Origin of the sequence: Polaribacter sp. L3A8 (assembly GCF_009796785.1) — a bacterium.
GTDB lineage: Bacteria > Bacteroidota > Bacteroidia > Flavobacteriales > Flavobacteriaceae > Polaribacter.
In genome coordinates, this window is sequence record NZ_CP047026.1 from 1,987,499 (window position 1) to 2,003,954 (window position 16,456).

General features: G+C 30.9%; 10 protein-coding genes. 3 read left to right on the plus strand and 7 right to left on the minus strand.

The window, feature by feature from the left end:
- Positions 1–34 precede the first annotated feature (34 nt).
- On the plus strand, positions 35–3,181 hold the full coding sequence (ccsA, locus tag GQR92_RS08230; protein ID WP_158838654.1) for a cytochrome c biogenesis protein CcsA: 3,147 nt from the start codon (positions 35–37) through the stop codon (positions 3,179–3,181).
- A 61-nt stretch (positions 3,182–3,242) separates the two neighbouring features.
- On the plus strand, positions 3,243–3,758 hold the full coding sequence (locus tag GQR92_RS08235; protein ID WP_158838656.1) for a DUF2892 domain-containing protein: 516 nt from the start codon (positions 3,243–3,245) through the stop codon (positions 3,756–3,758).
- 243 nt (positions 3,759–4,001) lie between these two features.
- On the opposite strand, the gene GQR92_RS08240 is transcribed toward GQR92_RS08235, so the two are convergent.
- The 7 genes from GQR92_RS08240 to porU all read right to left on the minus strand — a co-directional run bounded on the left by GQR92_RS08240 (position 4,002) and on the right by porU (position 14,574).
- Complete coding sequence (locus tag GQR92_RS08240; protein WP_233270074.1) at positions 4,002–5,609, minus strand: LysM peptidoglycan-binding domain-containing protein; 1,608 nt, start codon at positions 5,607–5,609, stop codon at positions 4,002–4,004.
- A 5-nt stretch (positions 5,610–5,614) separates the two neighbouring features.
- Positions 5,615–7,150 (minus strand): glutamine-hydrolyzing GMP synthase, encoded by a 1,536-nt coding sequence (gene guaA / locus GQR92_RS08245; protein WP_158838660.1) that lies wholly within the window; start codon positions 7,148–7,150, stop codon positions 5,615–5,617.
- A 425-nt stretch (positions 7,151–7,575) separates the two neighbouring features.
- Complete coding sequence (locus GQR92_RS08250) at positions 7,576–8,640, minus strand: 3-oxoacyl-ACP synthase III family protein (RefSeq protein ID WP_158838662.1); 1,065 nt, start codon at positions 8,638–8,640, stop codon at positions 7,576–7,578.
- Positions 8,641–8,783: 143 nt separating this feature from the next.
- On the minus strand, positions 8,784–9,164 hold the full coding sequence (locus GQR92_RS08255) for a group III truncated hemoglobin (protein WP_158838664.1): 381 nt from the start codon (positions 9,162–9,164) through the stop codon (positions 8,784–8,786).
- A gap of 256 nt (positions 9,165–9,420) precedes the next feature.
- Positions 9,421–9,903: a cytidine deaminase gene (gene cdd / locus GQR92_RS08260; protein WP_158838666.1), complete on the minus strand. Its 483-nt coding sequence runs from the start codon at positions 9,901–9,903 to the stop codon at positions 9,421–9,423.
- 80 nt (positions 9,904–9,983) lie between these two features.
- The gene (gene porV / locus GQR92_RS08265; protein ID WP_158838668.1) at positions 9,984–11,138 is read right to left on the minus strand and encodes a type IX secretion system outer membrane channel protein PorV; all 1,155 of its coding nucleotides are present in this window, start codon (positions 11,136–11,138) and stop codon (positions 9,984–9,986) included.
- Positions 11,139–11,181: 43 nt separating this feature from the next.
- The gene (gene porU, locus GQR92_RS08270; RefSeq protein ID WP_158838670.1) at positions 11,182–14,574 is read right to left on the minus strand and encodes a type IX secretion system sortase PorU; all 3,393 of its coding nucleotides are present in this window, start codon (positions 14,572–14,574) and stop codon (positions 11,182–11,184) included.
- A 201-nt stretch (positions 14,575–14,775) separates the two neighbouring features.
- Between porU and gldJ the strand changes: the two genes are divergently transcribed.
- The gene (gene gldJ / locus GQR92_RS08275) at positions 14,776–16,446 is read left to right on the plus strand and encodes a gliding motility lipoprotein GldJ (protein WP_158838672.1); all 1,671 of its coding nucleotides are present in this window, start codon (positions 14,776–14,778) and stop codon (positions 16,444–16,446) included.
- Positions 16,447–16,456: the final 10 nt, after the last annotated feature.

Below are 16,456 nucleotides of genomic sequence, written 5' to 3' on the forward strand. Positions count from 1 at the left end.
ATTTGTTGCTCTTTTAAAAAAGCATTTCAGAAGGATGAAAAAAATTATTAGTATACTTTACTCAACACGTTTAATGGCAGTCTTATTTATAGTTTTTGCCACTGCAATGGGAATTGCCACATTTATAGAAAACGACTTTGGCACACAAACCTCAAAAGCACTCGTGTATAACACCTGGTGGTTTGAAGCTATTATGGTATTCTTTGTTATTAATTTCTTTGGAAACATTTTTAGATACAGATTATATAAAAAAGAAAAATGGGCTGTTTTAATGTTTCATTTGGCTTTTTTCTTTATTTTAATTGGTGCAGGAGTAACACGTTACATGGGCTTTGAAGGTATTATGATGATTGAGGAAGGACAATCTACCAATAAATTCTTATCTGAAACTACTTATTTAAATGTAATTGTTGATAACGGGAAAGTTCAAAAACCAGAAATAAACAAACCTATATTATTATCTGCATGGGGTAAAAATTCTTGGTCTTATTCAGATAATTTTAAAAACGAAGACAAAACACAAGATTTTAGTTTTGAATTGGTTGATTATATTCCTTGGGCAGAAAAAAAATTAGTAGCGGATGAAAACGGTGTTGAACATTTATTTTTTGTTGAATCTTCTGAAGGTACGCGCCATGAACACTGGATTAAAAAAGGAACAACTCAGAATATACACGGTGTTTTAGTAAGTTTTGATACTCCAGACAACAATGCTTCTATAAACTTTACAAAAGAAAATGGAAACTTAAAAATGGTTTCTAAAGATGCCGGTGATTGGTTTAGAATGGCAGATCAAAAAAGAGGAAACATTGTAAAAGACTCTGTTCAGAATTTTCAGTATTTAACGTTACACAATATTGCTGGCTTACAATTTGTGATTCCTAAACCTGCTGAAAAAGGATTTATGAAAACTACTAGTGGTAAAAAAGATAGTAAAAATTTAGATGTTATTGTTTTAGACGTTAAAAGCAACAACGAAACAAAAAGAATAGAATTAACTGGTGGTAAATATAATTCTGCAGGCTCTAAAGAACTTACTGTTGGAGGATTAAATTTTAGAATGTTATACGGTTCTAAAATATTAGAAACCCCGTTTTCATTAAAACTAAACGACTTTCAATTAGAAAAATATCCAGGTTCTGAAAGTGCTGCTTCTTATGCAAGTGAAGTAACCGTAGTAGATACAGAAGAAACATTTGATTATAGAATTTACATGAACCATATTTTAGACCACAAAGGCTACAAGTTTTTTCAATCTAGTTACGACTTATCAGGACCAAGAGAAGAAACACACCTCTCTGTAAATCATGATTTTTGGGGAACCTTTATTACTTATTTAGGCTATTCTTTATTATATACAGGGTTAATAAGTATGCTTTTTGATAAAAACACACGTTTTAATGACTTAAAACAAGGTTTGAAAAAAATTAGAAAGAAAAAAATGACCCTTTCTATTGTAGCAACATTATTCATTTCTAGTTTTAGTTTTGGTCAACATACAGCACATAAAGAAAATAACATTTCAAATCAGCAAATAGATTCTGTTTTAAAAGCAAATTTAGTTGATATAAACCATGCTGAAAGTTTTAATAAGCTAGTAATACAAGATGCTGGTGGACGAATGAAACCAGCTCACACATTTGCTTCTGAATTGGTTAGAAAAGTTAGTCAAACAGAAACCTTTAATGGCATGCAACCTAGTCAGGTTTTGTTATCTATTATAGAAAACCCACGTTTGTGGTTTGAAGTTCCTGTAATTTATTTAGAAAAAGGAAACTATAAAATTAGACAATTGATAGGTATTCCTGAAACTACAGAATATGCACGTTTATCTGATTTTATTACTCCAACCGGAGCTTATAAAATTAAAGAACAAGTAGCGGAATCACAGAAAAAAAATGTAAAAAATAAATACGAAAAAGACCTTATTAAAATTGATAAACGAGTAGGTTTATTATATAGCGCAATTGGTGGTGGTATTTTACGTATTTACCCAATTCCTAATGATGATAATAACACTTGGGTTTCTCAACCAGAAACTTTAACGGCAGGTTTTAAAGCAACAGACTCTGTCTTTGTTCGTCAATCTTTACCTGTTTACATTCAGCTTTTACAAGAAGCAAAACAAACCAAAGATTATACAAAAGCAAATCAAATTTTAGACGGAATTAAAAAGTTTCAAAAGAAATTTGGGGCTGAAGTATATCCGTCAGAAAATAAAATTGATTTAGAAATTACTTATAATAAATGGAGCATATTTACAAAGACTTCTATTTTTTATATGATTTTAGGATTGTTATTAATCTTTATTGAAATCTTAAAAATATTTTTCTATAAATCTAAAGCACTTAGTTTAATCGTAAAAGGACTTATTGTTCTAACCCTTCTAAGTTTTCTCTTCCACACATTCGGCTTAGCAGCTAGATGGTACATTAGCGGAAATGCTCCTTGGAGTAATGCTTACGAGTCTATTATTTATGTTGCCTGGGCAACTATGCTATTTGGTTTGTATTTAGGAAAAAAATCGACATTAACTATTGGAGCGACAACATTTTTAGCAGCCATTATTTTAATATTTGCACATCAAAACTGGTTAGATCCTGCCATTGCTAATTTACAACCTGTACTAAACTCTTGGTGGTTAATGGTACATGTATCTATTATTGTAGCTAGTTATGGGCCTTTTTCTTTAGGTATGATTTTAGGTATTGTTTCTTTACTACTTATTGTCTTTACAACAGAAAAGAATAAAAAGAGAATGGATCTTAATATTAAAGAATTAACAATAATTACCGAAATGGCAGTTACCGTTGGTTTGGTTATGCTAACGGTTGGTAACTTTCTTGGCGGAATGTGGGCTAATGAAAGTTGGGGACGTTATTGGGGCTGGGATCCAAAAGAAACTTGGGCTTTAATTTCTATTATGATCTATGCTTTTGTTTTACACATGCGTTTAATACCTGGTTTACGTAGTAGACTTGCATTTAATTTTGCGGCGGCTTTTGCTTACTTATCTATAATGATGACTTATTTTGGAGTAAACTTTTATTTATCTGGTTTGCATTCTTATGCGAGTGGAGATAAAGCCGTAACACCACAAGAAGCTTATATTTATATTGCTGCTTTAGTTATATTAACAATTATAGCATCGTTTAAATACAAGAAATACTTTAAAAAGTAACGATAAAGTTTCGCAATAAAATGTATTTTTGCTTTCGATTTAATTAACATTAAAAAACAATATGTTTCATAAAAATATAAAATTAGCTATTGCAGGTTTACTTACAGCTTGGGCAGTGTACCAATTCACTCAAGTAAATATAATGAACGGAATTTCTATCTTATTACTAGCCGGAATTTTTGTTTTACTATATTTTAAAAACGAATTTATTTTAATGGCTTTTTTACAATTACGTAAACAAAATTTTGAAGGAACTCAAAAATGGTTGGGTTATATTAAAAACCCTGAAGCGGCTTTAATTGTAAAACAACAAGGGTATTATAATTATTTACACGGAATTATATTAAGTCAGACAAATATTACACAAGCTGAAAAATATTTGCGTAAAGCTATAAAATTAGGTTTGGCAATGGATCATGATTTAGCAATGGCTAAATTACAGTTAGCGGGTATTGCGATGACAAAAAGACGTAAACGTGAAGCAGTTAATTTAATGGCGGAGGCTAAAAAATTAGACAAACATGGTATGCTTAAAGAACAAATGGGTATGATGAAACAACAAATGAAGAAGATTTAATCTATTTTGTTTTTACTGATATAAAAAAAATCCGCTAAAAAGCGGATTTTTTTTATGACTAATACTTTCTTATTAAAACTTAAAACACTCTTTATGTAGTTGGCCTATAAAAGAGCTTAGCCCTGATTGAGCGGTCTGTTTGAGCTCTTTTTAGTACTGATTTTTATCAGGACTAAAAAAGCGAGTAGTGAAAGCAGGAAATAGCTACTAAAAAAGAAGCTATTTCCGTTTATAAATACTTTTCTACTTTAACCTCGTTAAACTTAAATCTTTATTATACTGAACAATAAACAGTCCGTTATTTTCTGATACACCAAACATTTTACTTGAATAATCAAACTTACTTTCTACCCTAAAAGAAGCTCCATCTTTAAAAGTATCTTTTAAATCATCTCCAGAAGCTAAACGAATTAAAACATCATAGGTAATATCAAAACCTTTGGTTGCCGAAAAAGAAGGCAACGCATTGTTCTTTTTAGCATATTGATTATTAAATTGCTGTGTAGATGCAGAAGCTTCATTTACATACTCATCACTAACATAAGTTAGGTTGATTTTGGCTAGTTTTAAATTTGCTATTTTATCGAAAGCTTTTCCTTTATTAAAAGTAAAAACACGGATGCTTGTGTTTTCTGGTAAACTAATTAAACTATTTATAGCATCTGCTACTAAAATAGTGTTTCCAGAAGTTAAAACAATCCAGTTTTCTTCATTAGGTTTTAAAATTTTTAAGAAACGATCTTTGGCAATATACCCTTTACTAGGCTTAAGAATATGAACAGCATTGATAGAATCGTGCGACTGTAAAGATTGTTTTATAATAGCATTAGAAGTGTTAGAATCTGATTTTCCATCACCTACCAAGATTAAATTTCCTTTTGTAAAATTATCTTTAATATACGCTGTTAGTTCTTCTCTAAAAACTTTTTTCTCGGGTGACGTTTTTATCAATTTAGACGCTGTAAACTTAGATTGATTTTTAGAGTAAAAAGGAAACACTACGGGTACATTTACCTTATTTGCAACTATTTCTACTTCTTCAGAATATAACGGCCCAATAACTACATCATTCTTATTAAGATTATTTTCTGCTAAAATAGTGCTGATTTTTGTTCCATTTTTTTCTGTATCAAAAACATTTAGGTCTATTTCTATTCCTTGTTTTCTTAATGAATCTATAGCTATTTCTGCTCCTAAGTAAAAATCGGTAACCATATTTGCTAATTTACTTTTCTGAAAAATATCTTTTGATTCTGTACCACTGTATTCTTTTGCACTAAATGGCAAAAGTAGTGCTACTTTTAAAGAAATATTATCTTCTATAACATCTTCGTAAATATCGTTTTCAGAGACATCTCCTTCTACTATTGGTTTAATTTTTATAACCTGTCCTACTTTTAGACCTTCAGATAATATTGGGTTTAAAGCAATTATTTCTTTTTGAGAAACATTATAAAAACGCGTTAAACTATAGAAAGTATCTCCTTTTTTTACTTCGTAAACAACAAAGTTCTTTTTAAGTTCATTTAAAACTTCTTCTTCTTTATTTTTTAAAGCGGCTTCTTTTTTTGCAGCATCCGAAATTTCATCATCTACAGTTTTTCCTTTTGTAACTGAATTTGATGCTTTTATTTTTTTGTTCGGAATTACAATTACAGAATTTACTTCTGGTTTTCTGCCAACATCTGGGTTTAAGCGCAGTAAATCACTGGTTTTCATGTCCAATCTCTGGGCAATCCCTCTCATTGTTTCACCTTCTTTTACTTTATACTGAACGTACTTTTTTTGTTGACCGCAAGAAACAGTAAACGTTAAAATACATAGAAAAACAAAAAATTTTACATGTTTCATATACATTATTCCCATTCTATAGTTGCAGGTGGTTTAGAGCTAATATCATAGACAACTCTGTTTACACCTTTTACTTGATTTATAATTTTATTAGATGTTTTTTGCAAAAACTCATAAGGTAAATTTACCCAATCTGCAGTCATACCATCTGTACTTTCTACGGCTCTTAAAGCCACTACTTTTTCGTAAGTTCTTTCATCTCCCATTACTCCTACAGAGTTTACTGGCAGTAACATAGCACCTGCTTGCCAAACTTTATCATACAAGCCATCTTCTTTTAATCCGTTTATAAAAACGGCGTCTACTTCTTGTAAAATTCTAACTTTTTCTGCAGTAATATCTCCTAAAATACGGATTCCTAAACCTGGTCCAGGAAAAGGATGACGCCCTAATAATTCTGGATCAATCCCCATAGAAGCTCCTACTCTTCTTACTTCGTCTTTAAAAATCATTCTTAAAGGCTCTACAATTTTTAATTTCATATAATCTGGTAAACCTCCCACATTATGATGACTTTTAATTGTTGCAGATGGTCCTCCATTTACAGAAACAGACTCAATAACATCTGGATAAATAGTACCTTGTGCTAACCAAGTTACATCTGTAATTTGATGTGCTTCATCATCAAAAACCTCAATAAAAGAGTTTCCGATTGCTTTTCTTTTTTTCTCTGGATCTGTTAATCCTTCTAAAGCTTTCAAAAAACGTGCCGATGCATCTACACCTTTAACGTTTAATCCCATACCTTCGTATTGAGTTAGTACACTTTCGAACTCATTTTTTCTTAAAAGACCATTATTAACAAAAATACAATACAGGTTTTTACCAATTGCTTTGTGTAATAATACTGCTGCCACTGTAGAATCTACACCACCAGAAAGTCCTAAAACTACTTTATCGTTTCCTACTTTTTCTCTAATTGCTGCTACAGTACTTTCTACAAAAGAATCTGGAGTCCAAGTTTGTGCTACTCTTGCAATTTTAACCAAAAAGTTTTCTAATAACTGTTTACCGTCTTTAGAGTGATACACTTCTGGATGAAATTGAATTGCATACGTTTCTTCACCTTCTATTTTATAAGCAGCATTTTCTACATCTTTTGTGCTTGCTAATAATTTTCCTCCTGTTGGTAATTCTTTAATAGTGTCTGAATGGCTCATCCAAACCTGACTCCCTTCTGAAATGTTTTCGAAGAAAGTTTCTCCACTTTCAATAAAAGATAAGTTTGCTCTACCATATTCTCTAGTATTTGAAGGAGCTACTTTTCCGCCAGAAAAATGTGCTAAATATTGAGCACCATAACAAACTGCTAAAACAGGCTTTTTTCCTCTAATTTCTGATAAATCTGGGTGTAAAACATTTTCTCCTCTTACAGAGTTTGGGCTACCTGATAAGATAACTGCTTTAAATTCGCTTGCGTTTGCTGGTTGATGATTGTAAGGATGAATTTCACAGTAGATGTTTAATTCTCTTACTCTTCGCGCAATTAGTTGTGTGTATTGCGATCCGAAATCTAAAATAAGTACGTTGTGTTGTTGCATGCGCAAAAATAATATATTGATTTGAAATTAAACGCAAAGCACACAAAGAATTTTAGCAAAGTGTGCAAAGAAATAAATATTAACGTAATTTGGTATCTCAATATTATTTTTCCAGAATAACTTCCTGAAAAAATATTAAAAAAAATAAACGAAAAGTATTTTCGCTAAGGAAGCAAAGAAAAAACGCTATGTATCTTGGAGTAACAACTTTTAACAATAATAAAATTAACTAAACGAAAAGAACGCTAAGATTTTTTACAAAGAGCGAAAAAAAAATCTCTGTATATATAATTGCTTTACTTTGTAAACCTCTGTTTAACAACTCGTAAAATTATTAAAACATCACTAATCGAAAAGTACACAAAGAAAAAAGCTATGTAAAGTTCTTTGTTTTACTCTGTAAATTTTCCTGAAACAATCAAGTCTTAAAAACGATAAACAATAGCATTGATGTTCATTCCTGCACCAACTGAAGCAAAAATAACAACATCTCCTTTATTTACTTCTTGCCCCTCAATTACTCCTTTTAAAACCAAATCTAATAATGTAGGTACGGTTGCAACAGAACTATTTCCTAATTTACGAATACTTAAAGGCATTACTCCTTCTGGAACTTTCTTTTTAAATAATCTAAAGAAACGTTTCATAATAGCCTCGTCCATTTTTTCATTGGCTTGATGAATGAATATCTTTTTAACATCGTCTATTTCTACGCCACTTTTATCTAAAGCAAATTTCATAGCAGCAGGAACATGAACCAAGGCAAATTCATAAATTTTTCTACCTAACATTTTAATATACTGCACATCTTGGTTTTCTTCTTTATTAAAAGAACTACCGTAATGTAAGTAAAAGGCTTCGTCATTTGCAAAGGTTTGCGTTGCATTACTTAAAATACCAACATTAGCTTCTTCTGTAGCTTCTAAAATACAAGCTCCTGCTCCATCACTAAAAATCATAGAATCTCTATCGTATTTATCTACCACTCTAGACAACGTTTCAGAACCAATAACCAAACATTTTTTAGCCATTCCTGCTTTAATAAATGCATGGGCTTGTATGGTTGCTTCTATCCAACCTGGGCAACAAAAAAGAATATCATACGCAACACAGTTAGGGTTTTTAATACCCAACTTGTGTTTTACTCTTGTTGCCAGACTTGGTAACATATCACTTTGTACTGCACCTACTTTTACGTCTCCAAAATTATGAGCGATAATAATATAATCTAAATCTTCTTGATTGATATTGGCATCTTCAATTGCTTTTTGAGCTGCAAAGTATGCCAAATCAGAAGAGGCATATTCTGGTTTTGCGTATCGTCTTTCTTCTATACCGGTAATTGCTTTAAATTTTTCGATAATAACATCATTTTCTGATGAAAAGGTAGTACCATCTTCATTCAAGAAATGTTCATTTAAGAAATCTTTGTTTTCCTTTTTAATAGATGGTATAAAAGTTCCTGTTCCTGTTATTTTTGATGAAATCATAGTTGATATTAATATTATTTTATTGAAAAATATAAGCCCTCTAAATTACAATTTTTGTAATTAACACCATTAAAATCCTTTATAAAAAATGATATTCAAAGTAGCTGTTTTAAAAAAATCTTATTTAGAAGGAATCTGTGTTTTTATTGATAAACTCCCATTTTTAGTTCCATAACAGTAGCTATAGACCTTGCTCTATTCTTCATATTGTGCGCATTTTCTCCTTCAAAACTAGCATCTATCGTTTCAAAAAAATACGATATCCAAATAGTAAAATGTTCTTTCTTAAAAACCACAAAAGCATTTTTATCCACATGCTTTTTCATCACATTATTAGCGTAGGTATTTGTATCGAAAAGAATGTCGTTCCAAAAATCAGAAATAACGTTTAAATGTTCTTCTAAATGATTTTGTGCTACAATATCTTCGAAAAAAGGAATCATTTTTTTATCAGCCAATAACAAATCATAAAACTTTGTAATAATAAATTTGATGTCTTTTCTTGAAGAAATATCTGGTTTCATATACAATTTAGTTTTATTATTTCCTTAAAAACACCTACAAGCTTCTTAACACCTTGCAAGAAAAAGACAAGGTAAGGTTCTAAAAACAGTATCATTTACTGTTTGCGTTAGGGATTGAAACGGCATCCTTTTTATGCTTACCTTTTATTCTATATCTTTTTTTGTAATTAATTCATTTTTTTTTTAGAAAAATAAGTTAAACTAAATGCTGCATAAAAAGATATAGTGGAAAGCCTGTTAAAACGCCCTAAAAAAACTACAAGTATTTACTATCAAACGAAAAAGGCAATAAAGAAAGTAATGATTCTGTTACTACAACCTCACCAACTTCTCCCATAAAAAGCACCTTAAAGGGTTCTTTTTGATTGATTTCATATTCTGATAAAGTTTGCCTACAGGCACCACAAGGACCTATTGGTTTATCTACATTTGTTATGGTAGAACTTGCCGTAATTGCCAATTTCTTGATTTTCATGTTTGGGTATGTAGAGCCTGCTTTCCAAATAGCAACTCTTTCTGCACACATACCAGAAGGGTATGCTGCACTTTCTTGATTGTTTCCTAAAACAATCTCTCCATTATCTAACAACAAGGCAGCACCTACATTAAATTTAGAATAAGGAGCGTATGCTTTTTTTCTAGCTTCAATGGCTTTATGCATTAACTTATTGTCTTCTACGGAAAGCTCTGAAATATCTTTATAAATAGTAGCTGAAGTTGAAATTTCAATTTTTCTCATAAAAATCTGTTCGTCAAAAAAAGCAGCCTTAATTGACTGCTTTTAAATATTGTTATAAACTTACTAAAAAAAATTGACTTTTAATAATCATCAAAAACTTCACCTAAATCAAACGATAATGAAAAACGTAATGAGTTTTCTAATGGATTATTTACATCAGAGGAATTAATTAAATAAGACAAATCTACATTTAAAGCATTGGTTTTAAACCCTCCACCTAACGTAAAGTATTGTCTATTTCCTTTATCTTGGCTTTCATGAAAATACCCACCTCTTAAAGCAAAGGCATTGTTATATAAGTACTCTGCTCCTAAAGCATAGGTAAATTCTTGCAATTCTTCGCTAAATCCGCCTGGTGCGTCTCCAAAAGATTGAAAAATTCCACTAACCCAACCAACATTATCGTCTTCTCCCTCAACAATATTACCATCATTGTCTCTAATTGGTGGAGTTGGTACTAATAATTTTGTAAATTCTAGGGTTGTAGAAATTGTATTATAATCATCTAATATAAAATCGAATCCACCCCCTAATTTTAAATTGGTAGGAATAAAATCTTCGCTTCCTGGACTGTAAGAAACCTTTGGTCCAATATTAGCTAAGTTAAATCCAATTCTATAACGTCCATTAAAATTACCATAATTTTCTTCTAAAGACTGGTAATACCCAGAAACATCTACAGCAAAAGAGTTTATAGGTCTTAACGTACTGTTTGTACCGTTAAAAGTTAAATTAGATCTTACATATTTTAACCCAACTCCCATAGAAAATGTTTCACTTAACTTTAGCGCATAAGCACCTGTAAATGCTAATTCATTTGGGTTAATTGTTCCATTATCGCTACCATCAGAGTTTGTTAAATCTATCTGACCTAAAGAAAAATATTTTAAATCGGCACCCCAAGCTGCTCTATCACTAAAGCGGTTCATGTAAGATGCACTTCCTGTAAAAATATCGTCTGTTAAATTACGTAACCAAGGTGAATAGGTAATACCTGCTTTAACTTGTCTGTTACTAAATGTCATTTTTGCCGCATTATGAAACAAAGAAAAAGCATCTGCAGAAGTTGCAACTCCTACATCTCCCATACCACCTGCTCTTGCATCTGGTGTTATTAGTAAGAATGGTACAGCAGTTGTAATACCACCAATATTATCGGTGTTTATTTCTGTTTGTGCAGTTGTCTTTATAGTTACAAACGCACATAATATAAAATAGATTCCTAATTTTTTCATTTGATTTCTTTATTCTGATTTTTATTTGACAAATATCTAATTTTTATTGAAGTATTACTAATTTTTCATACTTCTCTGCAACTAGATTACTTTCTGTTGATTTTACTTTTAATTTATAAACGTAAACGCCTTTTCCTATTTTATTACCAAAATCATCTAAACCATTCCAAGTAACACTTCTTACTAACGTTTCTGCGTTTGGTATGTTTTGGTTTATTGTTTTTATTAATTTACCTGAAACCGTAAATATTTGCACCTGAACTTCTAAATTCTCATTAGGTTTGTTGTGATTAAACCAAAACTGTGTGTAATTTACAAAAGGGTTTGGGTAATTTAAAACATTTTCTAAATTTAAGATTGTATCGCTCACAACCACGAAATTTAACGTTAATTCTGATGAATTATTGTACGTGTCCCAAACTTTTATTTTTAAGGTATGTGGTCCAACCTCTAAATCTCTTAAGGTGTAGGTAACTTTACCTTTTGTAAAATCGTTTAGTTCTGTTTTATAAAAATCATTTAATATAATTGGGTTTGTAGTATCTCCATCTAAAACACCAACAATATCATGGTCTACAGCGGTTATAGAAGTATTAATTCCACTAAAATCAGATAAAACAGCAATTAAATTAGGTGAACTGTTGGTGTTTCCTCCATCAATAAAAGACTCATCATTCATATACAGTTTTATTTCTGGGCCAACCGTATCGTCAGGAGCATTCTCATCGATACCACCAACAACGATATCTACATTATAACCTGCTTTATCTATAATTTCATTATTTGCATAAAAACTTAACTTTCCTTCTCCATAAGCAATTTTTATATCCTTCGGAACAATAAAATCAAACTCAAACTCACCATTTGTAACCGTAGCTTCTCCTCTAAAAATTTTACTGTTCTGTATATCAAAAGGCATTGTTATTCCAAAACCATCATTATCTAAAGTAGTTCTATCAATAGATTTATCAAAAACAGTAGTTGATAAAGTTCCATTAAAATTTGGTAACCTTACATTTTTATCATCTAAAACAACTCCTTTAAAATGGACTTTAGACAAGGCTTTTAAGGTATCTAATTGAGAGATATCTTTACCATTCATTTCTGTAATACGAACATTTGGCTTTGGAATTGCTAATTTCATTGCTGGATCTCCAAAATGAAAAATAAAGAACTTTTGAGTACTAAAAAAACTATTTTTAGTTTTCATTAAAGCTTCTGCTACCGATAAATCTTCATCTTCTGGTTCAAATGCTAATAAAACCTTTATTAAATCTTCATTAAACAACTGCCCTGTAGTTATAAAAACCTCTCTTGTTGTAGTTATCATACTTGCAGCACCACCTTTCTCATTCAAAAAAGTAAGTTCGCCAGCAGTTATTCTATTCGGATTATCAAATCTAGAAAAATCGCAAGTAACAGTGATCAATAAAGGCAACATATTCGGGTTATTAAAACCTTGAATTTGTGGCTTTTCTAATATTTTTTCTGAAGCAAATCCATCTTCACCCCCATGACCAAAATAATCAAAAACCAACGTTCCTTTTTCTATAGCATTTGTAATAGCCTCATTAACCTCTGGGTATCGTTCTCCTCCAGATGAGTTCTCTTGTACAAATGCATTTAAATAGATTTTATTAATATTAAAAATCCGTTTTTCATCTTTTATATCATCAGCAATAGACTCAACTCCTGCCTGTAAAACTTCTTCTCCCGCAGCATCAATGTCATCCGCTAATAAGGTTATTGTATTCCGCCAATCGCCAAGTGCATCTTTATGATAATAACTTAAAATTTTATCAACAGCAATTTTTGCTTCAGAAATTGTAGAAACAGGGACCCTACTTGATGCAACATCAATATTATGGCTACTCGAATTCATCGTCCCCTCATTGTTATCTAACATCACAAAAAAATCATCCGTTACCCAAGAACTAGCTAAGTTAAAACTACTTTCAGATAATTTTACGGGTACAATATTATTATTCCCCACAATTCTATCTTTATAATCGTAAGAAGAATCGCCAAAGAAACAAACATATTTTAGTTTTTTATCTTCGGATGAATTGGTTGTATATAAATGCTTTAAAAAATCTCTAATTCCCGTAATATCTTTAGATCCTGAAGAAAACTCATTGTAAATTTCATCTAACAACACTACTTTTGTTGTTAAGCCAGAATTCTCTTGATGGTAATCTGCCATTCTTTGTGCTTCACTAGAAAGTTCTGAATTTGTAATAACAAGATAATTAATATCTTTTAAACCATGTAAATTTTGATTAACTACACGGCTGTTTCGCAATGTTTTAGGTATATAATAATCATCCTGGTTTAAAACGATAAATTCTTTTAAATCACCACCATTTTCTTTAAAATTAAAATTATTTCCGGTACCTTGATTACTAATATTTTTAGGATCTAAATGATTAGACACATCCCAAACTTGAAAAAAATTTGAATTATTTTCTATTTGATACTCTATAACTCCGGTTGAATTTGCCTGCTCAAAACTTCTAAATGAAAATTGATTTCCGTCTGCAATTAGTTCTTTTTTACCTATAATTTCTATATAATCTAAAAAAGCTGTGGCAGAGGGATTTCCTTTATTATCGTAGGTAATACTTACGTCAAAAAAATCTGTAGTATTTGATACATTTCCTTTATTTTCTGATGTTCTTGCTCTATCTACTTCGGTTGTTGGCGAAAAATTAAGGTTGTAAAGATCTACTCCATTCACCTTAACACTCATTTGAGAAGAAGTAATAGATGTAGAAACACCTCTAACTTTAATAAAGCTAACAGCGCCTGAAACCGAATTGGGAAACGGAATTTTAAAACTCTGTGTATTTTCTATATTAAAATCGGTCTTAAAAAACCATTGAGTACCCGCAGCAATTAAATTCCTTTCATCTTTTTCATAAAAAGTATAATCATCAAAAGTTGTAATTTGTGATGTAGCAACACCTGTAATACTCGTTTTTGGTTGAATTCTTTTTCCATCGTCATTAGAAACAGTAATAAAGTAATAGGCATTATCATCATAAATATTTTGTCTATGACGCATTGTTGATGCAGAAGTCCCAACCCAATCATGCGGTCCTTTAGCGTAGAAAAGTATGTAATCTCCATCATCAAAAGAGCCGTCACTTTCACCTTCTACATAAATAGCATTCTCTTGTAAATCATTATATCTATCATCTGAATTTAAAACAGGTAAAAGACTTCCTCCATTTCCATAAATGCGAATTTTCTTTGGATTTAGATTGTTGGTCGATATCCCTATTTGTTGTAATAGATTTTTATCTATTTTAAAAACGCCAGTAGTATCTACCGAAAACTTAAACCAATCTCCAGAAGCAAGAACAGAAGTAGTGCCTTGAGCGGGAATTAGTTGAATTAAAAAACTAAAAAAAAGAGTAAATAATTGTTTTTTCATAATTGTATTCAAATAACGCAAATAATTTATAGATATTTTAGTAGTTACAAAGATAAATTATACTAAATTTAAAAAGCAATCGTTTAAATAAAAGTGAGAAGAAAAATGCAGCGTTAAAATTACCATTTTACTTGTATGAATGTAGAATTATTGTAAATTGCATCGCTATAATAAAAACCCTAAACTAATTTTCAATTAGGAATGAGAAACGTATTTAAAATATCTTTAGTTGTACTATCTGCCTTAACCTTGGCTAGTTGTAGTAAATCAACTTCAGGAAATTCGACACTTACAGGATTACCTTTTAACAATCCAAAATATGGTAATTATATAAGAGGAAACGAAACAGCAGGACAAGAAATCCCTTTAGGAATGGTTGCTGTAGAGGGCGGTTCTTTTACAATGGGACAAGTGCAAGATGACGTTATGTTTGATTGGAACACTACGCCTAAAAAGATGCACATTCGCTCTTTCTACATGGATGAATCAGAAGTTACCAACTCAGAATACTTTCTGTATATACAAAACACCAAAGATGTTTTTCCTCCATCAGAAGAAAAATACAAACACATTTATAATTCTGTTTTACCCGACACTTTAGTTTGGAGAAAAAGTTTAGGAAATACAGATATTTTATCAGAAAACTACTTTAGACATCCTGCATATTCAGATTATCCTGTTGTTGGTGTTAGTTGGCTACAAGCAAACCAATACTGTAAATGGCGTACAAACGCAGTAAATTTAAAAAAATTAATAGATAAGGGATATATTAAAAACATCTTTGAAAATGATAGTATTAGAAACTTTTTTGATACCGATGTTTTCTTAGCTGCTTCTGATAACCTTTTTGATGGTGATAGTACTATTTACAAGAAAGGAATTAGATCTAGAGGTGCTGTTAAAAGTGAAAAAGGAGCTTTTCAAGGTAGAAAAATCACACAAGCAGACGGTGTTTTAAGTCAGAAGTTTAGATTACCAACTGAAGCTGAATGGGAATTTGCAGCAAAAGCTAATATTGAAAATAGAGAGTATAACAATATTAGAGGGCGTAAAAAATATGCTTGGGATGGTAAATATTCTAGAGAAACAAAAAAAAGACATAGAGGAGATCAGTTAGCTAACTTTAAACAAGGTGAAGGTGATTATAGTGGTTTGTCTGGTTGGAGTTCAGATGGTTCTGACATTCCTATTAAAGTAAAATCATATCCACCAAATGCATTTGGTTTATACGATATGTCTGGAAACGTTGCAGAATGGGTTGCTGATGTTTATAGGCCTATTATTGATAACGACGCAAATGATTTTAATTATTTTAGAGGTAATATTTTTACTAAAAAGATGATTGATAAAGAAGGTAAAGTTGTAATTATTAATAGTTCTGATAATGCAGAAATAGAATATGACACCTTGCCTAACGGAAAAATAATTCCAAAAGAATTACCAGGAAGCATTAAATATATACCAATTACAAAAGACGATGCTGCTTTAAGAAGAAACTTTTCTGTTTCTGATAATACAGATATTGGAGATGGAGACTTAAATTCTTCTAGATTCTATGAAGAAGAGCAGGACCAGTTTGGTTTTAAACCAAGCATGTACAACTCTCCAAGAAGTCCTAGTAAAGAAATAGATCCAGAAACAGGTAAAGAAGTTTTAGTAAATGACGCTAAAAAAAGAACTACTTTAATTAGTAATAATACAAGAGTATATAAAGGTGGCGCTTGGTCTGATAGAGAGTATTGGCTAGATCCAGCACAAAGAAGATATTTACCAGAATATATGGCTACAAACTTTATTGGCTTTAGATGTGTTACAGACAAAGTAGGACCGATGTCTTCTAAGAGAAAAAAAGCGAGAAACTCAGTTAGATAATAAAATATTT